The sequence below is a fragment of the Enterobacter ludwigii genome (genome assembly GCA_023023105.1).
GTDB classification, from domain to species: domain Bacteria; phylum Pseudomonadota; class Gammaproteobacteria; order Enterobacterales; family Enterobacteriaceae; genus Enterobacter; species Enterobacter adelaidei.
The window spans coordinates 260026-275389 of the sequence record CP083824.1; the positions used below are offsets into that span (position 1 = coordinate 260026).

At 54.8% G+C, this 15364-nt stretch carries 15 protein-coding genes; 10 read left to right on the forward strand and 5 right to left on the reverse strand.

Annotated features, from left to right (window positions below; all coding sequences use genetic code 11):
- Positions 1–45: 45 nt before the first annotated feature.
- The 4 genes from LCD46_01175 (at position 46) to rluF (ending at position 3310) form a co-directional block, all read left to right on the forward strand.
- Positions 46–1677 carry a Na/Pi cotransporter family protein gene (locus LCD46_01175; protein UOY70989.1) on the forward strand — a complete coding sequence of 544 codons (1632 nt, stop codon included), beginning with the start codon at positions 46–48 and terminating at the stop codon, positions 1675–1677.
- A 95-nt stretch (positions 1678–1772) separates the two neighbouring features.
- Entirely contained in the window at positions 1773–2066 is a 294-nt protein-coding gene (locus tag LCD46_01180) for a type II toxin-antitoxin system CcdA family antitoxin (protein UOY70990.1), read from the forward strand.
- On the forward strand, positions 2066–2383 hold the full coding sequence (locus LCD46_01185; GenBank protein ID UOY70991.1) for a CcdB family protein: 318 nt from the start codon (positions 2066–2068) through the stop codon (positions 2381–2383). Before LCD46_01180 ends, LCD46_01185 begins: the two co-directional genes overlap by 1 nt.
- 54 nt (positions 2384–2437) lie before the next feature.
- The gene (rluF, locus tag LCD46_01190) at positions 2438–3310 is read left to right on the forward strand and encodes a 23S rRNA pseudouridine(2604) synthase RluF (protein ID UOY70992.1); all 873 of its coding nucleotides are present in this window, start codon (positions 2438–2440) and stop codon (positions 3308–3310) included.
- On the opposite strand, the gene LCD46_01195 is transcribed toward rluF, so the two are convergent.
- The 3 genes from LCD46_01195 to lysC all read right to left on the reverse strand — a co-directional run bounded on the left by LCD46_01195 (position 3311) and on the right by lysC (position 6018).
- Positions 3311–3583 (reverse strand): DUF3811 domain-containing protein, encoded by a 273-nt coding sequence (locus tag LCD46_01195; GenBank protein UOY70993.1) that lies wholly within the window; start codon positions 3581–3583, stop codon positions 3311–3313.
- 50 nt (positions 3584–3633) lie between these two features.
- Positions 3634–4578, reverse strand: coding sequence for a ketopantoate/pantoate/pantothenate transporter PanS (gene panS, locus LCD46_01200; GenBank protein UOY70994.1), 945 nt, complete (start codon positions 4576–4578; stop codon positions 3634–3636).
- A gap of 90 nt (positions 4579–4668) precedes the next feature.
- A complete protein-coding gene (gene lysC / locus LCD46_01205; protein ID UOY70995.1) occupies positions 4669–6018 on the reverse strand; it encodes a lysine-sensitive aspartokinase 3 in 1350 nt (449 codons plus the stop codon).
- A gap of 375 nt (positions 6019–6393) precedes the next feature.
- Here lysC and pgi point away from each other — a divergent pair, with 375 nt between their 5' ends.
- The 6 genes from pgi (at position 6394) to psiE (ending at position 12715) form a co-directional block, all read left to right on the forward strand.
- The gene (gene pgi / locus LCD46_01210) at positions 6394–8043 is read left to right on the forward strand and encodes a glucose-6-phosphate isomerase (protein UOY70996.1); all 1650 of its coding nucleotides are present in this window, start codon (positions 6394–6396) and stop codon (positions 8041–8043) included.
- Between the two features lie 365 nt (positions 8044–8408).
- Positions 8409–8651 carry a hypothetical protein gene (locus tag LCD46_01215; protein ID UOY70997.1) on the forward strand — a complete coding sequence of 81 codons (243 nt, stop codon included), beginning with the start codon at positions 8409–8411 and terminating at the stop codon, positions 8649–8651.
- 62 nt (positions 8652–8713) lie between these two features.
- Positions 8714–9352, forward strand: coding sequence for a YjbF family lipoprotein (locus LCD46_01220; protein UOY70998.1), 639 nt, complete (start codon positions 8714–8716; stop codon positions 9350–9352).
- Positions 9349–10086 carry a capsule biosynthesis GfcC family protein gene (locus LCD46_01225; protein UOY70999.1) on the forward strand — a complete coding sequence of 246 codons (738 nt, stop codon included), beginning with the start codon at positions 9349–9351 and terminating at the stop codon, positions 10084–10086. The genes LCD46_01220 and LCD46_01225 overlap by 4 nt, the downstream gene beginning before the upstream one ends.
- Positions 10086–12182 carry a YjbH domain-containing protein gene (locus tag LCD46_01230; protein ID UOY71000.1) on the forward strand — a complete coding sequence of 699 codons (2097 nt, stop codon included), beginning with the start codon at positions 10086–10088 and terminating at the stop codon, positions 12180–12182. Before LCD46_01225 ends, LCD46_01230 begins: the two co-directional genes overlap by 1 nt.
- Positions 12183–12304: 122 nt before the next feature.
- On the forward strand, positions 12305–12715 hold the full coding sequence (psiE, locus tag LCD46_01235) for a phosphate-starvation-inducible protein PsiE (GenBank protein ID UOY71001.1): 411 nt from the start codon (positions 12305–12307) through the stop codon (positions 12713–12715).
- Between the two features lie 97 nt (positions 12716–12812).
- Here psiE and malG read toward each other — a convergent pair whose 3' ends face one another.
- Complete coding sequence (gene malG / locus LCD46_01240) at positions 12813–13703, reverse strand: maltose ABC transporter permease MalG (protein UOY71002.1); 891 nt, start codon at positions 13701–13703, stop codon at positions 12813–12815.
- Positions 13704–13717: 14 nt separating this feature from the next.
- Entirely contained in the window at positions 13718–15262 is a 1545-nt protein-coding gene (malF, locus tag LCD46_01245; GenBank protein UOY71003.1) for a maltose ABC transporter permease MalF, read from the reverse strand.
- Positions 15263–15364: the final 102 nt, after the last annotated feature.

Here is a 15364-nt window from a genome sequence, read left to right on the forward strand (position 1 = left end):
ACTGAACCAAGGGAAAACGAATAACGATAAGGAGGAACATCTTCCGTGCTGATTCTGTTACATCTGCTCTCCGCAGTCGCACTTCTGGTATGGGGCACCCATATTGTCCGTACCGGCGTGATGCGCGTATTTGGTGCCCGTTTACGTACCGTTCTCAGCAGCAGCGTTGAGAAGAAACCGCTCGCCTTCTGCGCGGGTATTGGCGTAACGGCACTGGTTCAGAGCAGCAACGCCACGACGCTGCTTGTCACCTCGTTTGTGGCGCAAGATCTGGTGGCGCTGGCCCCGGCGCTGGTGATTGTACTGGGTGCTGATGTAGGTACCGCGTTGATGGCGCGTATCCTTACCTTTGATCTCTCCTGGCTGTCGCCGTTGCTGATTTTTATTGGCGTCATCTTCTTCCTCGGCCGCAAACAAACGCGAGCCGGACAGCTCGGACGCGTAGGGATTGGCCTGGGGCTTATCCTGCTGGCGCTGGAACTGATTGTGCAGGCGGTCACTCCCATTACCGAGGCTAATGGTGTTCAGGTCATCTTCGCTTCGCTGACTGGCGACATCATGCTGGACGCGCTGATCGGTGCAGTGTTTGCCATCGTCAGTTACTCGAGCCTGGCTGCGGTACTGCTGACAGCAACACTCACCGCTGCAGGGGTGATCTCCTTCCCGGTCGCGTTATGTCTGGTGATCGGGGCTAACCTCGGTTCTGGCCTGCTGGCGATGCTCAACAACAGTGCCGCTAATGCTGCCGCCCGTCGCGTAGCGCTTGGCAGCCTGTTGTTCAAGCTGGTGGGCAGCCTGATTATCCTGCCCTTTATCCACCCGCTGGCGAACCTGATGGACAACCTTCCGCTGCCGAAGGCGGAGTTGGTGATCTATTTCCACGTTTTCTATAACCTGGTGCGCTGCCTGGCGATGGTGCCTTTTGCTGAGCCGATGGCCCGTTTCTGTGAACGACTTATTCAGGATGAACCGGAGCTGGATGCGCGTCTGAAACCTAAGCATCTGGATACGTCCGCGTTGGACACCCCTGCACTGGCGCTGGCGAATGCTGCCCGTGAGACGCTGCGTATAGGCGATGCGATGGAAACCATGCTCGAAGGGCTGCAAAAGGTGATGCACGGCGAGCCACGTGAAGAGAAAGAGCTGCGCAGACTGGCGGACGACATCAACGTGCTCTATACCGCCATCAAGCTCTATCTTGCGCGTATTCCGCAGGATGAACTGGCGGAGGAGGAGTCCCGCCGCTGGGCGGAAATTATCGAGATGTCGCTTAACCTGGAGCAGGCCTCAGATATCGTTGAGCGCATGGGCAGCGAGATTGCCGACAAATCCCTTGCCGCGCGTCGCGCATTTTCAGGTGAAGGCCTGAAGGAGCTGGAGGCGCTGCACGAACAGCTGGTCAGCAACCTCAAGCTGGCGATGTCGGTGTTCTTCTCCAGCGACGTGCCGAGTGCGCGCCGCCTGCGCCGCAACAAGCATCGTTTCCGTATTCTGAACCGCCGCTACTCGCACGCCCACGTTGAGCGTCTGCATCAGCAGAACGTGCAGAGTATCGAAACGAGTTCGCTGCACCTGGGGCTGCTGGGGGATATGAAACGTCTCAACTCGTTGTTCTGCGCGGTGGCGTACAGCGTGATGGAACAGCCGGATGAAGACGACGAGCGGGATGAATATTAATCTCTGAAAGCGCCTCGCAAAACCGTTTTGCGAGGCGTGACACCTTATAAAGCGCCATTTACTCTTCAGACCTTACATTTTTAAGGGAATAGAAAATGCTCGTTTATTACGCTACTCTTTGCCAATTCATGCGCATTCCGATGGGGGTTCTCATGCGCACTACTCAAGGCATTAAAAAATCAGTTAATGTGTCGTTAGCACCAGAAATTCTTGAAGAGGCGCGACGGCTTAAACTTAATCTATCCGCTGTACTCACGGCTGCGCTGCAGGAGCAGTTTCGTGCGCATCAGCGCGCCGAGTGGTTAGCAGAAAATAAAGCTTCTATTGAGGCCATTAACCAGTGGGTTGATGAAAACGGCTCTTTTAGTGACTTTCAGAGGTCGTTCTGATGGAGCAATATTTTGCTTATGAGAATGAAGGTAAGGGGAAAACTGCCTATCCCTGGCTAATCAATATGCAGCATCCCGTGGCCAATGTGATGAAGCATATCCTGGTCGCCCCCGCAGTTGAGCTTAGCCACCTGGGAGGCATTCAACCGCCTGCGAAAGTGTGCCCTGTCGTTGAGATAGCGGGTAAGCTCTGCGTGGTCATGATGCACATGATGGCAGGCATATCGCCAAAAGAGTTAGGCGAGCGTGTCGCCGATCTTACGCAAAACCGGGCTTCATTGCGGGATGCACTCGATTTTTTGATCAACGGTTACTAACACTTTTTTGTCAGCCGCAAGGTAAGGTATATTTCGCCCTTCACAGGAGAAACTATGCTGCCAACTCAATCAACCCGATTAAACAAATACATTAGCGAGAGCGGGATCTGCTCACGTCGCGAGGCTGACCGTTACATTGAACAGGGTAACGTGTTCCTCAACGGCAAACGCGCCACCATTGGCGACCAGGTCGTCCCTGGCGATGTGGTTAAAGTGAATGGTCAGGTCATCGAACCCCGCGATGCTGAAGACCTGGTGTTTATCGCGTTGAATAAACCGGTTGGTATCGTCAGTACCACGGAAGATGGCGAGCGGGACAACATCGTTGATTTCGTTAACCACAGCAGCCGTGTCTTCCCGATTGGTCGACTGGATAAAGACTCCCAGGGGCTGATTTTTCTCACCAACCACGGTGACCTGGTGAACAAAATTCTGCGCGCCGGAAATGACCATGAGAAAGAGTACATCGTCACGGTGAATAAGCCTGTGACGGATGAGTTTATCCGTGGGATGGGGGCGGGCGTGCCAATTCTGGGCACCGTTACGAAGAAGTGTAAGGTGAAGAAAGAAGCACCGTTCGCGTTTCGTATTACGCTGGTCCAGGGTTTAAACCGGCAGATCCGCCGTATGTGTGAGCACTTCGGTTATGAAGTGACGAAGCTGGAACGCACGCGCATCATGAACGTCAGCTTGTCCGGGATCCCGCTGGGTGAATGGCGTGATTTAACGGATGACGAGCTGATCGAGCTGTTCAAACTTATTGAGAATTCTTCATCCGAAGCAAAGCCGAAGGCCAAAGCCAAACCTAAAACCCAGGCGATTAAGCGCCCGGTGGTGAAGGCGCCGCAGGCGGAAGAGAAAGGACGCGGCAAACCGGCCAACGGGAAACGCTTTACCCAGCCTGGCCGTAAAAAGAAAGGGCGCTAATCAGCGCCTTCCACGAGTCGATGTGTTGGCAGACCACGAGAAGGTCGCCTCCGCATCGGGTTTATAAGCCTGCTGCTTTTTCAGTTTGCGGGCTTTTTTCGCCTCAGCCTCACGCTGTGTCATCAATTTGTCGATATACTCTTTTTTAACCTGGTTCGTTTCGGCGTTCGTCAGCGTGCGGCCATGTGCGATACGGGCGCGGTCGAGAAGCGTTTTCAGTTCGCGCTGCTCGGCTTCCGTCATGTCTTTCTGGGTCAGTCGTGGTGTAGCCATTGCTGAAGCCTCCTGATGGGGAGGCTTCAGTGTAAAGCAAGCCGCGTAAATTAACCCTGCTTCACCGCATCTTTTTTGGGTTGTTCATCAATCGGCTTACCGGACCAGTAACCCGCCAGCAGCGAACCGGACAGGTTATGCCAGACGGAGAACAGTGCGCCAGGTAGGGCCGCCAGTGGTGAGAAGTAAATCTTACCGAGTGCTGCCGCCAGACCGGAGTTCTGCATTCCCACCTCGATTGCCAGCGTGCGGCAGGTGGACTCGTCAAAGCCAAACAGCTTCCCGCCCCAGTAACCACCGAGTAATCCAATGGTGTTATGCAGCACTACCGCGACGATCACCACAAAGCCTACAGAAGCAATGTGTGAGGCGGAACCCGCCACCACGGCGCTGATGATCGCCAGAATGCAGACCATCGAGAACGCCGGCAGATACGGTTCAACCGTTTTCACCACGCGCGGGAAAAGATGGTGAATGACCAGCCCTAGCGCAATCGGGATCACTACTATTTGCAGGATGCTAAGCAGCATGCCCATGACGTCCACCTGAATATGTGCGTCCACATATAAGCGCGTTAACAGCGGGGTGGCAATTACGCCAACCAGTGTGGAAACGGAAGAGATAGTGACGGAGAGTGCCACATCGCCTTTCGCAAGGTAGATCATCACGTTGGATGCGGTACCGCTGGCCACGCTGCCCACCAGCACCATCCCGGCGGAGAGATCGGGCGGCATCTTAAAGGCCATCGCCAGAAGCCACGCGGCGAGCGGCATCACCAGGTAGTGCAGGAATATGCCTGCAGCGACGGGGGCCGGGCGCGACAGCACGCGTTTAAAATCGTCGATTTTCAGATGCACGCCCATACCGAGCATGATCAGCATCAGCAGGGTGGTGACCCATGGACCAATACCGGTGAACGAGGTGGGCGTGTAATACGCGACTACGGAGAGCAGCAGCGCCCATAACGGGAACAGCCGTGTGATGGCGGATAACATAGGTATTTCCTTGCGATTGTGTTGTGTTTAGTTATGAAAAAGCCGGGTCTGTGCCCGGCTTATAGGTATTGTTTATCGTGCTAACGAATTTTATTCAAACAAATTCTGATGAAGTTTCTGCACCACCTGCTCCGCCTGATCGGCAGGGACCAGGAAGCAGAGGTTATAGCTGGATGCACCGTAACAAATCATACGGATGTTGAACGGGTCGAGTACGCCGAAGACCTCTTTCCCTACGCCGCAGGCACGCGACAGCTTGTTGCCAATGATGGCAACCAGCGCCAGATTTTCTTCTACTTCCACGCGGCACAGTTCAGAAAGCTCAATCAGCAGTGACTGCGTCAGCAGGGTGTCACCAGTGGAGGTGGAACCGGTAGTATCCAGCGTCAGCGCGATGCTCACTTCGGAGGTGGTGATCAGGTCTACAGAGATGTTATGGCGCGCCAGAATGCCAAACACTTCCGCCAGGAAGCCACGGGAGTGCAGCATATTGTGGCTGTGCAGCGTGACCAGCGTCTGGCGACGGCGCAGGGCCAACGCGCGGAACAGTGGTGGATTTTCCGTTTTCTTGCAGACCAGCGTGCCGCCTGCTTTCGGGTCTTTACTGGAGCCGACGAAGACCGGAATATCGCTACGTACGGCTGGCAAAAGGGTTGCCGGGTGCAGCACCTTCGCGCCGAAGGTGGCCATTTCTGCCGCTTCTTCGAAGGCGATCACATCAATACGTTTAGCCGCAGAAACAACGCGCGGGTCGGTGGTGTAAATGCCCGGAACGTCAGTCCAGATATCCACGCGCGTTGCATGCAGGGCTTCGCCCAACAGTGCGGCGGTGTAGTCGCTGCCGCCACGGCCAAGCGTGGTGGTGCGGCCTTTCGCTTCACTGCCGATAAAGCCCTGGGTGATCACAATACCATCTGCCAGACGGGGAGCCAGCTGCTGGTTGGTCAGCTCCGCCAGCGCTTCAACGTCCGGCTCGGCGCGGCCAAAGCGATCGCTGGTACGCATCACTTTGCGCACGTCAAACCACTGCGCCTGAATGTTACGCTCGCGCATGATTTCCACAAACAGCAGAGTCGACATCAGTTCGCCATGGCTGACCAGCTCATCGGTCAGGGCGGTGGAGGTGGCCAGAGAAGCCGCTTCTGCCAGCGTGGTGATATTTTCCAGCAGGCGTTCCACTTCTTCGCGGATGACATTCGGGTTCTGCAGACGTTCAAGGATGTCGAACTGAATTTTGCGCAGTGCATCCAGCTTAACGAAACGCTCGGTCGCTTCCAGTCCTTCAGACAGAGAAACCAGCAGGTTCGTCACGCCAGCAGAGGCAGAAAGCACCACCAGGCGGGTATTCGGATCGGCTAGCACCACATCGGCGCTGCGGTTCATGGCATCGTAATCGGCCACACTGGTGCCGCCAAATTTGGCGACCACAAAACTCGTCATAACAACCTCGTGTCAGGGAATGAATAAAGCGACCTTGGCACAAGAATGAAACGAAAACAGGTGCAGGCGCAAAATACGGCCCTATAAATAAAATGCGGGGGAGGTCCTGTCAATGCCGGGATTATGCGGATTTTTCATGGGGGGGTACCCCTGAGAAACAGGACTTATAACAGGGCCATATTTTATGCTTCATTTTACCCGGTTTTGACCGACATTTCGCCGCTCCGGGAGCGCTCTCCAGCAGCTATACTTTTCGGGTCTTTTCACCTGCGTTTGATGCAGGCCAGGGCAATGGCATAAAAACCATCACAATTTTTATTTGCAGGCGCTACAATCGACCGCAGTCACAATTCTCAAATCAGAAGAGTATTGCTAATGAAAAACATCAACCCAACGCAGACCGCTGCCTGGCAGGCACTACAAAAACATTTTGATGAAATGAAAGACGTCACTATCGCGGAGCTGTTCGCGAAAGATGCCGATCGTTTCAACAAATTCTCCGCGACCTTTGATGACCTGATGCTGGTGGATTTCTCCAAAAACCGCATTACCGAAGAGACGCTGGCGAAACTGCAGGATCTGGCAAAAGAGACGCAGCTTGCTGACGCCATCAAATCCATGTTCTCCGGTGAGAAGATCAACCGCACCGAAGACCGTGCCGTGCTGCACGTGGCGCTGCGTAACCGTAGCAATACGCCAATCATCGTTGACGGCAAAGATGTAATGCCGGAAGTGAACGCGGTGCTGGAAAAGATGAAAGCCTTCTCCGAAGCGATCATCTCTGGTAGCTGGAAAGGCTACACCGGCAAAGCCATCACCGACGTGGTTAACATCGGTATCGGCGGTTCTGACCTCGGTCCATTCATGGTGACCGAAGCGCTGCGTCCATATAAAAACCACCTCAACATGCACTTTGTCTCTAACGTCGATGGTACCCACATCGCCGAAGTGCTGAAGAACGTGAACCCGGAAACCACCCTGTTCCTGGTTGCGTCTAAAACCTTTACCACTCAGGAAACCATGACCAACGCCCATAGCGCGCGCGACTGGTTCCTGAAGACTGCTGGCGACAACAAGCACGTGGCGAAACACTTCGCGGCGCTGTCCACCAACGGCAAGGCCGTTGGTGAGTTCGGGATTGATACCGCGAACATGTTTGAGTTCTGGGACTGGGTTGGCGGCCGTTACTCTCTGTGGTCTGCAATCGGTCTGTCCATCATCCTGTCTGTCGGCTTCGACAACTTCGTTGAGCTGCTATCAGGCGCACACGCGATGGATAAACACTTCTCCAGCACCGCACCAGAGAAAAACCTGCCTGTGCTGCTGGCGCTGATTGGTATCTGGTACAACAACTTCTTCGGCGCTGAAACCGAAGCGATCCTGCCATACGATCAGTACATGCACCGTTTCGCGGCCTACTTCCAGCAGGGCAACATGGAATCCAACGGTAAATACGTTGACCGTAACGGCAACGCCGTGGATTACCAGACCGGTCCAATCATCTGGGGTGAGCCGGGCACGAACGGTCAGCACGCGTTCTACCAGCTGATTCACCAGGGCACCAAAATGGTACCGTGCGATTTCATCGCCCCGGCTATCACCCATAACCCACTGTCCGACCACCATCCGAAGCTGCTGTCTAACTTCTTCGCCCAGACTGAAGCGCTGGCATTTGGTAAATCCCGCGAGGTGGTCGAGCAGGAATACCGTGACCAGGGTAAAGATCCGGCAACCCTGGATCACGTTGTGCCGTTCAAAGTGTTCGAAGGCAACCGTCCAACCAACTCCATCCTGCTGCGCGAAATCACGCCGTTCAGCCTGGGGGCGCTGATTGCCCTGTACGAGCACAAAATCTTCACGCAGGGCGCGATCCTGAACATCTTCACCTTTGACCAGTGGGGCGTTGAGCTGGGCAAACAGCTGGCAAACCGTATTCTGCCAGAGCTGGGTGATGATAAAGCGATTACCAGCCATGACAGCTCAACAAATGGTTTGATCAACCGTTATAAAGCATGGCGTGCGTAATTAAAATGTCATGAAAAGTGCCGGCGATATGCCGGCATTTTTTTATCGGATAATTCCTGATGTCTATTATCTCCCTCAAATTTCACTACTGAGTTTTATCTGAAAAAAGCCGTTAACCCGTTAATTGCTGCGGTTTATTTTAGGAATATACGGATAATTGCTTTCAGCTTTTTTATTTTATCTTAATGATTTTATTGGTTTTTATATTTATCTTTCTTTTCTTATACTTCGATCTTATCCATTAGTCTGAAAACTCTCTCCCTATTTACCCTTACGGCAAACCCTCTGCAGTAGTTGTGTATACTCGATTCCGCCTGAAATTCTTATCGGGCAAATCTCCATTCATTCATTGAAGGGAAATTGTTATGAAAAAAGTACTGTATGGCATTTTTGCCATATCTGCGCTTGCGGCGACATCTGTCTATGCAGCTCCGGTTCAGGTCGGGGAAGCGGCAGGGTCGGCTGCGACGTCTGCGTCTGCGGGAAGTTCTACCGCAGCCAGCACCAGCACCGTAAGTTCAGCCGTGGGTGTCGCGCTGGCGGCAACCGGTGGCGGTGATGGCTCCAATACCGGAACCACGACCACCACAACGACCAGCACCCGATAATTCCGGGTGTTTTAATCATAACCACACTTCGGTGTGGTTATTTCGCCCTTCGGAGAAGAGTCGTGAAGCGACCTGCAATCATCATGATTTGCCTGCTCTTGCAGGCGTGCTCAGCCACCACCAAAGGGCTGGGGAACTCACTGTGGGACAGCATGTTCGGCACACCGGGTGTACATCTGACCGATGATGAACTTCAGAACATGCCGTATGCCAGCCAGTACATGCAGTTAAACGATGGCCCGCAACTGTTTGTGGTGCTCGCTTTCGATGAAAACGGGCAGCAGAAATGGGTGACGCAGGATCAGGCCACCATCGTGACGCAGCATGGACGTCTCGTGAAAACCCTGTTGGGTGGAGACAACCTGCTTGAGGTGAACAATATCGCTGCTGACCCGCTTATCAAACCCAACCAGATCACCGACGGCGCAAGCTGGACGCGCACGATGGGCTGGACCGAGCATAAACAGGTGCGTTACGCCACCGCACGCTCCACCTTCCGTTGGGAGGGGACGGACAGTGTCAGCGTGGGAAGTGACAAAACCCAGGTTCGCGTGCTCGATGAAGAAGTGATCACCGACCAGGCCACGTGGCATAACCGTTTCTGGGTCGACGATGACGGACAAATCCGTCAGTCCCTGCAGTATCTCGGAGCCGGATTCTTCCCGGTCAAAACTACGCTTATCAAGGCCGCGAAATCATGAAAACACTTATTCGCGTGGCGCTGATCGCCAGTTTTGCCGCGCCGCTTGCCTGGTCTGCCGGAACGGTGAAGGTCTATATCCCGGACAGCACGCAGCCCAAAACACTGACCAACGCCGGGCATCTGTTCGATCTCGTCGGCCAGCCCAGACTGGCGAACAGCTGGTGGCCTGGCGCGGTGATCGCTGAACGCCAGAAAACCGCTGAAGCGGAACAACAATACAAGGCGCTCCTCGCCAGGCTGACGGGATTAGCGGAGCAGGAAGAGGGTGACGATGCGGCGGCGATTAACAGCGTTCGCCAGCAGGTTCAGGCCCTGAAAATCACCGGTCGGCTGCCGGTGAACCTCGATCCAGATGACGTGCGCGTGTCGGAGAACGGTAACCCGGCTCTGGAAGGGGAATACACGCTCTGGCTGCCTGCACAACCCTCAACCATCACCGTTTTTGGTCTTATCAGCCACCCCGGGAAAAAGCCCTTTACGCCCGGTCGTGACGTGGCGAGCTATCTCGACGAGCAGAGCCTGTTAAGCGGTGCGGATAACAGCTACGCCTGGGTGGTTTACCCTGACGGGCACACACAAAAAGCGCCAGTGGCCTACTGGAACAAACGCCATATCGAACCTATGCCTGGCAGCATCATTTTTGTCGGTTTTGCCGACCATTTCTGGACGAAGGGGTATGACGGACTTAACGCCGATATCCTTCGCTCCCTGATACAGCGGATTCCGGAATAATGAAAAGAACCTATCTCTACAGCATGCTGGCACTTTGTGTGAGTGCCGCCTGCCATGCAGAAACGTATCCGGCACCTATTGGCCCGTCCCAGTCAGACTTCGGTGGCGTCGGTTTACTGCAAACGCCCACCGCACGTATGGCGCGTGAGGGTGAGTTGAGCCTTAACTATCGCGATAACGATCAATACCGCTACTACTCGGCGTCGGTGCAACTGTTTCCGTGGCTTGAAACCACGCTGCGCTATACCGACGTGCGTACGAAACAGTACAGCAGCGTAGAGGCGTTCTCCGGCGATCAGACTTACAAAGATAAAGCCTTCGACCTCAAAGTACGTCTGTGGGAAGAGAGTTACTGGATGCCGCAGGTCTCCGTCGGCGCAAAAGATATCGGCGGTACCGGTCTGTTTGATGCGGAATACATCGTTGCCAGTAAAGCCTGGGGACCATTTGATTTCTCACTCGGTCTGGGCTGGGGTTATCTCGGTACCAGCGGCAACGTCAAAAACCCGTTTTGCTCCTACAGCGATAAATATTGCTACCGCGATAATAGTTACCAGAAAGCGGGTTCGATCAACGGCGACCAGATGTTCCACGGACCGGCGTCGCTGTTTGGTGGCGTCGAATACCAGACACCCTGGCAGCCGCTGCGCCTGAAGCTGGAGTATGAAGGGAATGACTACTCGCAGGATTTCGCTGGCAAGATTGAACAGAAGAGCAAGTTTAACGTCGGCGCCATTTATCGCGTCACCGATTGGGCCGACGTTAACCTCAGCTACGAGCGTGGCAATACCTTCATGTTTGGCTTCACGCTGCGCACTAACTTCAACGACATGCGCCCGCACTACAACGATAACGCACGGCCTGCATACCAGCCGGAGCCGCAGGACGCCATCCTGCAGCACTCGGTGGTGGCAAACCAGCTGACGTTGCTGAAATATAATGCGGGTCTGGCGGATCCGAAAATTCAGGTAAAAGGCGATACGCTGTACGTTACCGGCGAGCATGTGAAATACCGCGACTCGCGTGAAGGGATCGAGCGCGCCAACCGGATCGTCATGAACGATCTCCCGGATGGGATCCGCACGATCCGCGTGACGGAGAACCGTCTCAACCTGCCGCAGGTGACGACGGAAACGGACGTCGCCAGCCTCAAGCGCCATCTGGAAGGTGAACCGCTCGGGCATGAAACCGAGCTGGTGCAAAAACGCGTAGAGCCGATCGTGCCAGATACCACCGAGCAGGGCTGGTATATCGACAAGTCGCGCTTCGATTTCCATATCGATCCGGTGCTGAATCAGTCCGTCGGCGGGCCAGAGAACTTCTACATGTATCAGCTGGGCGCGATGGCGACAGCGGATCTGTGGCTCACCGACCACCTGCTGACCACCGGTAGCCTGTTTGGCAACATTGCTAACAACTACGACAAGTTCAACTACACCAATCCGCCAAATGACTCGACGCTGCCGCGCGTGCGCACCCGCGTGCGTGAGTATGTGCAGAATAATGTCTATGTGAACAACCTGCAGGCCAACTACTTCCAGTACTTCGGCAACGGCTTCTACGGCCAGGTGTACGGCGGATATCTGGAAACCATGTTCGGCGGCGCTGGGGCAGAAGTGCTTTATCGTCCTGTCGACAGCAACTGGGCGTTCGGGATTGATGCCAACTATGTCAAACAGCGTGACTGGCGCAGCGCCCAGGACATGATGAAGTTCACCGACTATAGCGTCAAAACGGGTCATCTGACCGCCTACTGGACACCGTCATTTGCCCCTGACGTACTGGTGAAAGCCAGCGTCGGCCAGTACCTGGCGGGTGATAAGGGCGGCACGCTGGATATATCTAAACACTTTGACAGCGGCGTCGTGGTGGGCGGTTATGCCACCATCACCAACGTCTCGCCGGACGAATATGGGGAAGGGGACTTCACCAAAGGCGTATACGTGTCGATTCCGCTGGATCTGTTCTCGTCAGGCCCAACCCGCAGCCGTGCGGCGATTGGCTGGACGCCGCTGACGCGCGACGGGGGTCAGCAGTTGGGTCGTAAGTTCCAGCTGTATGATATGACCAGCGATAAAAACATTAACTTCCGCTGATGCCTGACCAGCCCGGTGGTACTTCACCACCGGGCGATCGCGCGAAATATAAACAAAAAATATAGATCTCCGTCACATTTTTGCGTTATACAGGAACCTCGCCCCGGAGAATGAGGTGCTGTATGACATCCCTGACTCGCCCGCGCGTTGAGTTTATCTCAACTATCCTCCAGACCGTGCTGAACCTCGGTCTGTTGAGCCTTGGACTGATACTGGTCGTCTTTTTGGGAAAAGAGACGGTGCATCTGGCGGATGTGCTGTTTGCCCCTGAACAAACCAGCAAATATGCGCTGGTGGAAGGACTGGTGGTCTACTTTCTCTACTTTGAATTTATCGCCCTGATTGTGAAGTACTTTCAGTCCGGCTTTCACTTCCCGCTGCGTTATTTCGTCTACATTGGGATCACCGCGATAGTGCGGCTGATCATCGTCGATCATAAATCCCCGCTCGACGTGCTGATCTACTCGGCGGCGATCCTGCTGCTGGTAATCACCCTCTGGCTGTGTAACTCGAAGCGGCTGAAACGCGAATAAAAAAATGGCGGCCCGGAGGCCGCCTAATAACAGTCACAAGTTGGGTCAATACAATACGTCTAAAGTTGAGGGTTGCAGTGGCATAACAAAATGAAACTTAACCTTTCACACCGCCCGCCGTCAGGCCATTCACCAGCCAGCGCTGCGCCAGCAGGAATACCACGGTAATCGGGATGGCGGAGAGCACGGCCGCCGCGGCAAAGTCGCCCCACAGGTAGTTTTGCGGGTTGAGGTATTGCTGCATACCGACGGCCAGCGTGTAGCTATTCACATCACGCAGTAACAGAGAAGCGACGGGCACTTCGGTGATGGCGGCGATAAACGACAGGATAAACACCACCGCCAGGATAGGCACCGACAGCGGCAGCAGCACCAGACGGAACGCCTGCCACGGGGTTGCACCATCCAGTGCCGCAGCTTCTTCCAGCGAGCCGTCGATGGTTTCGAAATACCCTTTGATGGTCCACACATGCAGTGCGATACCGCCAAGATAGGCGAAGATTACGCCACCGTGGGTGTTCAGGCCGATAAACGGCACGTACTGGCCCAGACGGTCAAACAAGGCATACAACGCGACCAGCGACAGTACCGCCGGGAACATCTGGAAAATCAGCATCCCTTTCAGCAGTGAGGCCTTGCCCGGGAACTTCATACGGGCGAAAGCGTACGCACAAGTGGTGGAGAGCGTCACGATACCTATCGCGGTGATCCCGGCGATTTTCACCGAGTTCCACAGCCATAACAGCACCGGGAACGGCGGCGGTGTGACGCGACCATCTGCGTGTTCCACGCTGAAGCCCAGCGCGAGCTTCCAGTGCTCCCAGGAGATTTCGTCCGGGATCAGGCTCCCGGTGGCGAAGTTACCCGAACGCAGGGAGATGGCGATGACCATCAGTAGCGGGAACATGATCGCCGCAATAAAAATCAGCAGGCCTAAATGCGTCGCCAGGAGGCGCAGTTTCTGAGATTTGGGTTGTACCATAGCCATGATCGATGCCCTCCTTAGTCAAATTTCATTCGTGTGGCTTTCAGGTTCACAATCGCCAGGGCGCCAACCAGCAGGAAGATCAGGGTGGCAATCGCCGCCGCCAGACCGAAGTCCTGACCACCGCCGCCTTCGAAAGCAATACGGTAGGTGTAGCTCACGAGCAGGTCGGTATAGCCCGCCGGCGTGGTGGTGCCAAGACGGTCAGGGCCGCCGTTGGTCAACAGTTGAATCAGCACAAAGTTGTTAAAGTTGAAGGCGAAGCTGGCAATCATCAGCGGCGTCAGCGGCTTAATGAGCAGCGGCAGCGTAATCTTAAAGAAGTTCTGGAACGGACCCGCTCCGTCCATCGCCGAGGCTTCGTACAGATCGTCCGGGATCGCCTTCAACAGCCCCATGCACAGGATCATCATGTACGGATAGCCCAGCCAGGTATTGACGATGATAATCATCGAACGGGCAGTCGTCGGGTCGCTGAACCAGGCCGGTTTGATACCAAACAGCGCGCTCAGCATCATGTTGATTTCACCGAAGCTCTGGTTAAACAGCCCTTTGAAAATCAGAATCGAAATAAACGACGGTACGGCATACGGCAGAATCAGCAGTACGCGATAAATCGCTTTGCCTTTCAGGGCTTCCCACTGCACGAGACAGGCCAGAACCATGCCCACAGCCACGGTCAGGATCACGGTCAGAACCGAGAAGACCACCGTCCAGATGAAGATGGCGAAGAACGGTTTCTGAATGCCTTCGTCGGTAAACACGCGGGTAAAGTTGTCCCAGCCGATGGTGACGGTATAGCCCGGGCTGAGCTTGTCATCACCCCATTTGCCATCGGCAGTAATGGACTGATAGAAACCAATGTCGTTGTTCGGACGATATTTCACGCCGCTCTGGTTGTTGGTCAGCGTGCCGTCATCCGCCAGCGTGTAGAGAGGCTGCGTGCCGGAGAACTGGCGCAGTGAGCTCATGGTCACTTTGCTTTCGTCTGGCAGTACGGCGGTGAGCTGGGTCAGCGCCTGACGGTTCTGGGTAATGACGCGCAGGTTGGCACGTTCGCCTTCCGGCAGCGCTGCGGCCTCTTTTAAGGTCAGCTTCTGCTCGCCGCCAAATTTGAACGCGTCGGAGACATAGTATTTGCTGCTTGCTTCGTCAGTAAGCGCTAACTTCCACTCGTTACCGGCAGGATACAGGCCGAAGTTAAAGGTCTTGCCGGCCTGGTAAGAGCGATCCAGAAGGACCTGCTGGGCACGTTCCTGCGCAAGCTGGTTCGTGCTGCTGTAGTTGGTAAACGCAATGGCAATAGTACAAATCAGCGGGAAGAGAACAAACAGCCCCATCCCGGCCACGCCCGGGTAGACATAGCGCCAGGCATAGGCTTTACGGTTGGCGAAAATATACAGGCCAGCAGAGCTTAAAATCAGCGTCATGATGGCAAACAGATATTCCCCTTGTACGTACATTAAAACAACAAGGTAACCCACCAGCAGACACAGCAGACCTATCGCTGACCACTTCAGCGCGTCGCTTTGCCACCAGCGTTTCTTTTTAATGACATCCATGGGGTTCTTCCTCTACAACGGTGGAAACTTATCGTCAGGTGGCGCTGCGCTTACCTGACCTACGGATCGTGCCGTAGTCGTAGGGCGGGTAAGCGCATGCGC

What these genes read in the sequence shown, in the direction of transcription:
- LCD46_01180 (UOY70990.1), top strand. Translation starts at nt 1,773, where the DNA reads ATGCTCGTTTATTACGCTACTCTTTGCCAATTCATGCGCATTCCGATG.
- LCD46_01185 (UOY70991.1), top strand. Translation starts at nt 2,066, where the DNA reads ATGGAGCAATATTTTGCTTATGAGAATGAAGGTAAGGGGAAAACTGCC.
- rluF (UOY70992.1), top strand. Translation starts at nt 2,438, where the DNA reads ATGCTGCCAACTCAATCAACCCGATTAAACAAATACATTAGCGAGAGC.
- LCD46_01195 (UOY70993.1), bottom strand. Translation starts at nt 3,583, where the DNA reads ATGGCTACACCACGACTGACCCAGAAAGACATGACGGAAGCCGAGCAG.
- panS (UOY70994.1), bottom strand. Translation starts at nt 4,578, where the DNA reads ATGTTATCCGCCATCACACGGCTGTTCCCGTTATGGGCGCTGCTGCTC.
- lysC (UOY70995.1), bottom strand. Translation starts at nt 6,018, where the DNA reads ATGACGAGTTTTGTGGTCGCCAAATTTGGCGGCACCAGTGTGGCCGAT.
- pgi (UOY70996.1), top strand. Translation starts at nt 6,394, where the DNA reads ATGAAAAACATCAACCCAACGCAGACCGCTGCCTGGCAGGCACTACAA.
- LCD46_01215 (UOY70997.1), top strand. Translation starts at nt 8,409, where the DNA reads ATGAAAAAAGTACTGTATGGCATTTTTGCCATATCTGCGCTTGCGGCG.
- LCD46_01225 (UOY70999.1), top strand. Translation starts at nt 9,349, where the DNA reads ATGAAAACACTTATTCGCGTGGCGCTGATCGCCAGTTTTGCCGCGCCG.
- LCD46_01230 (UOY71000.1), top strand. Translation starts at nt 10,086, where the DNA reads ATGAAAAGAACCTATCTCTACAGCATGCTGGCACTTTGTGTGAGTGCC.
- psiE (UOY71001.1), top strand. Translation starts at nt 12,305, where the DNA reads ATGACATCCCTGACTCGCCCGCGCGTTGAGTTTATCTCAACTATCCTC.
- malG (UOY71002.1), bottom strand. Translation starts at nt 13,703, where the DNA reads ATGGCTATGGTACAACCCAAATCTCAGAAACTGCGCCTCCTGGCGACG.
- malF (UOY71003.1), bottom strand. Translation starts at nt 15,262, where the DNA reads ATGGATGTCATTAAAAAGAAACGCTGGTGGCAAAGCGACGCGCTGAAG.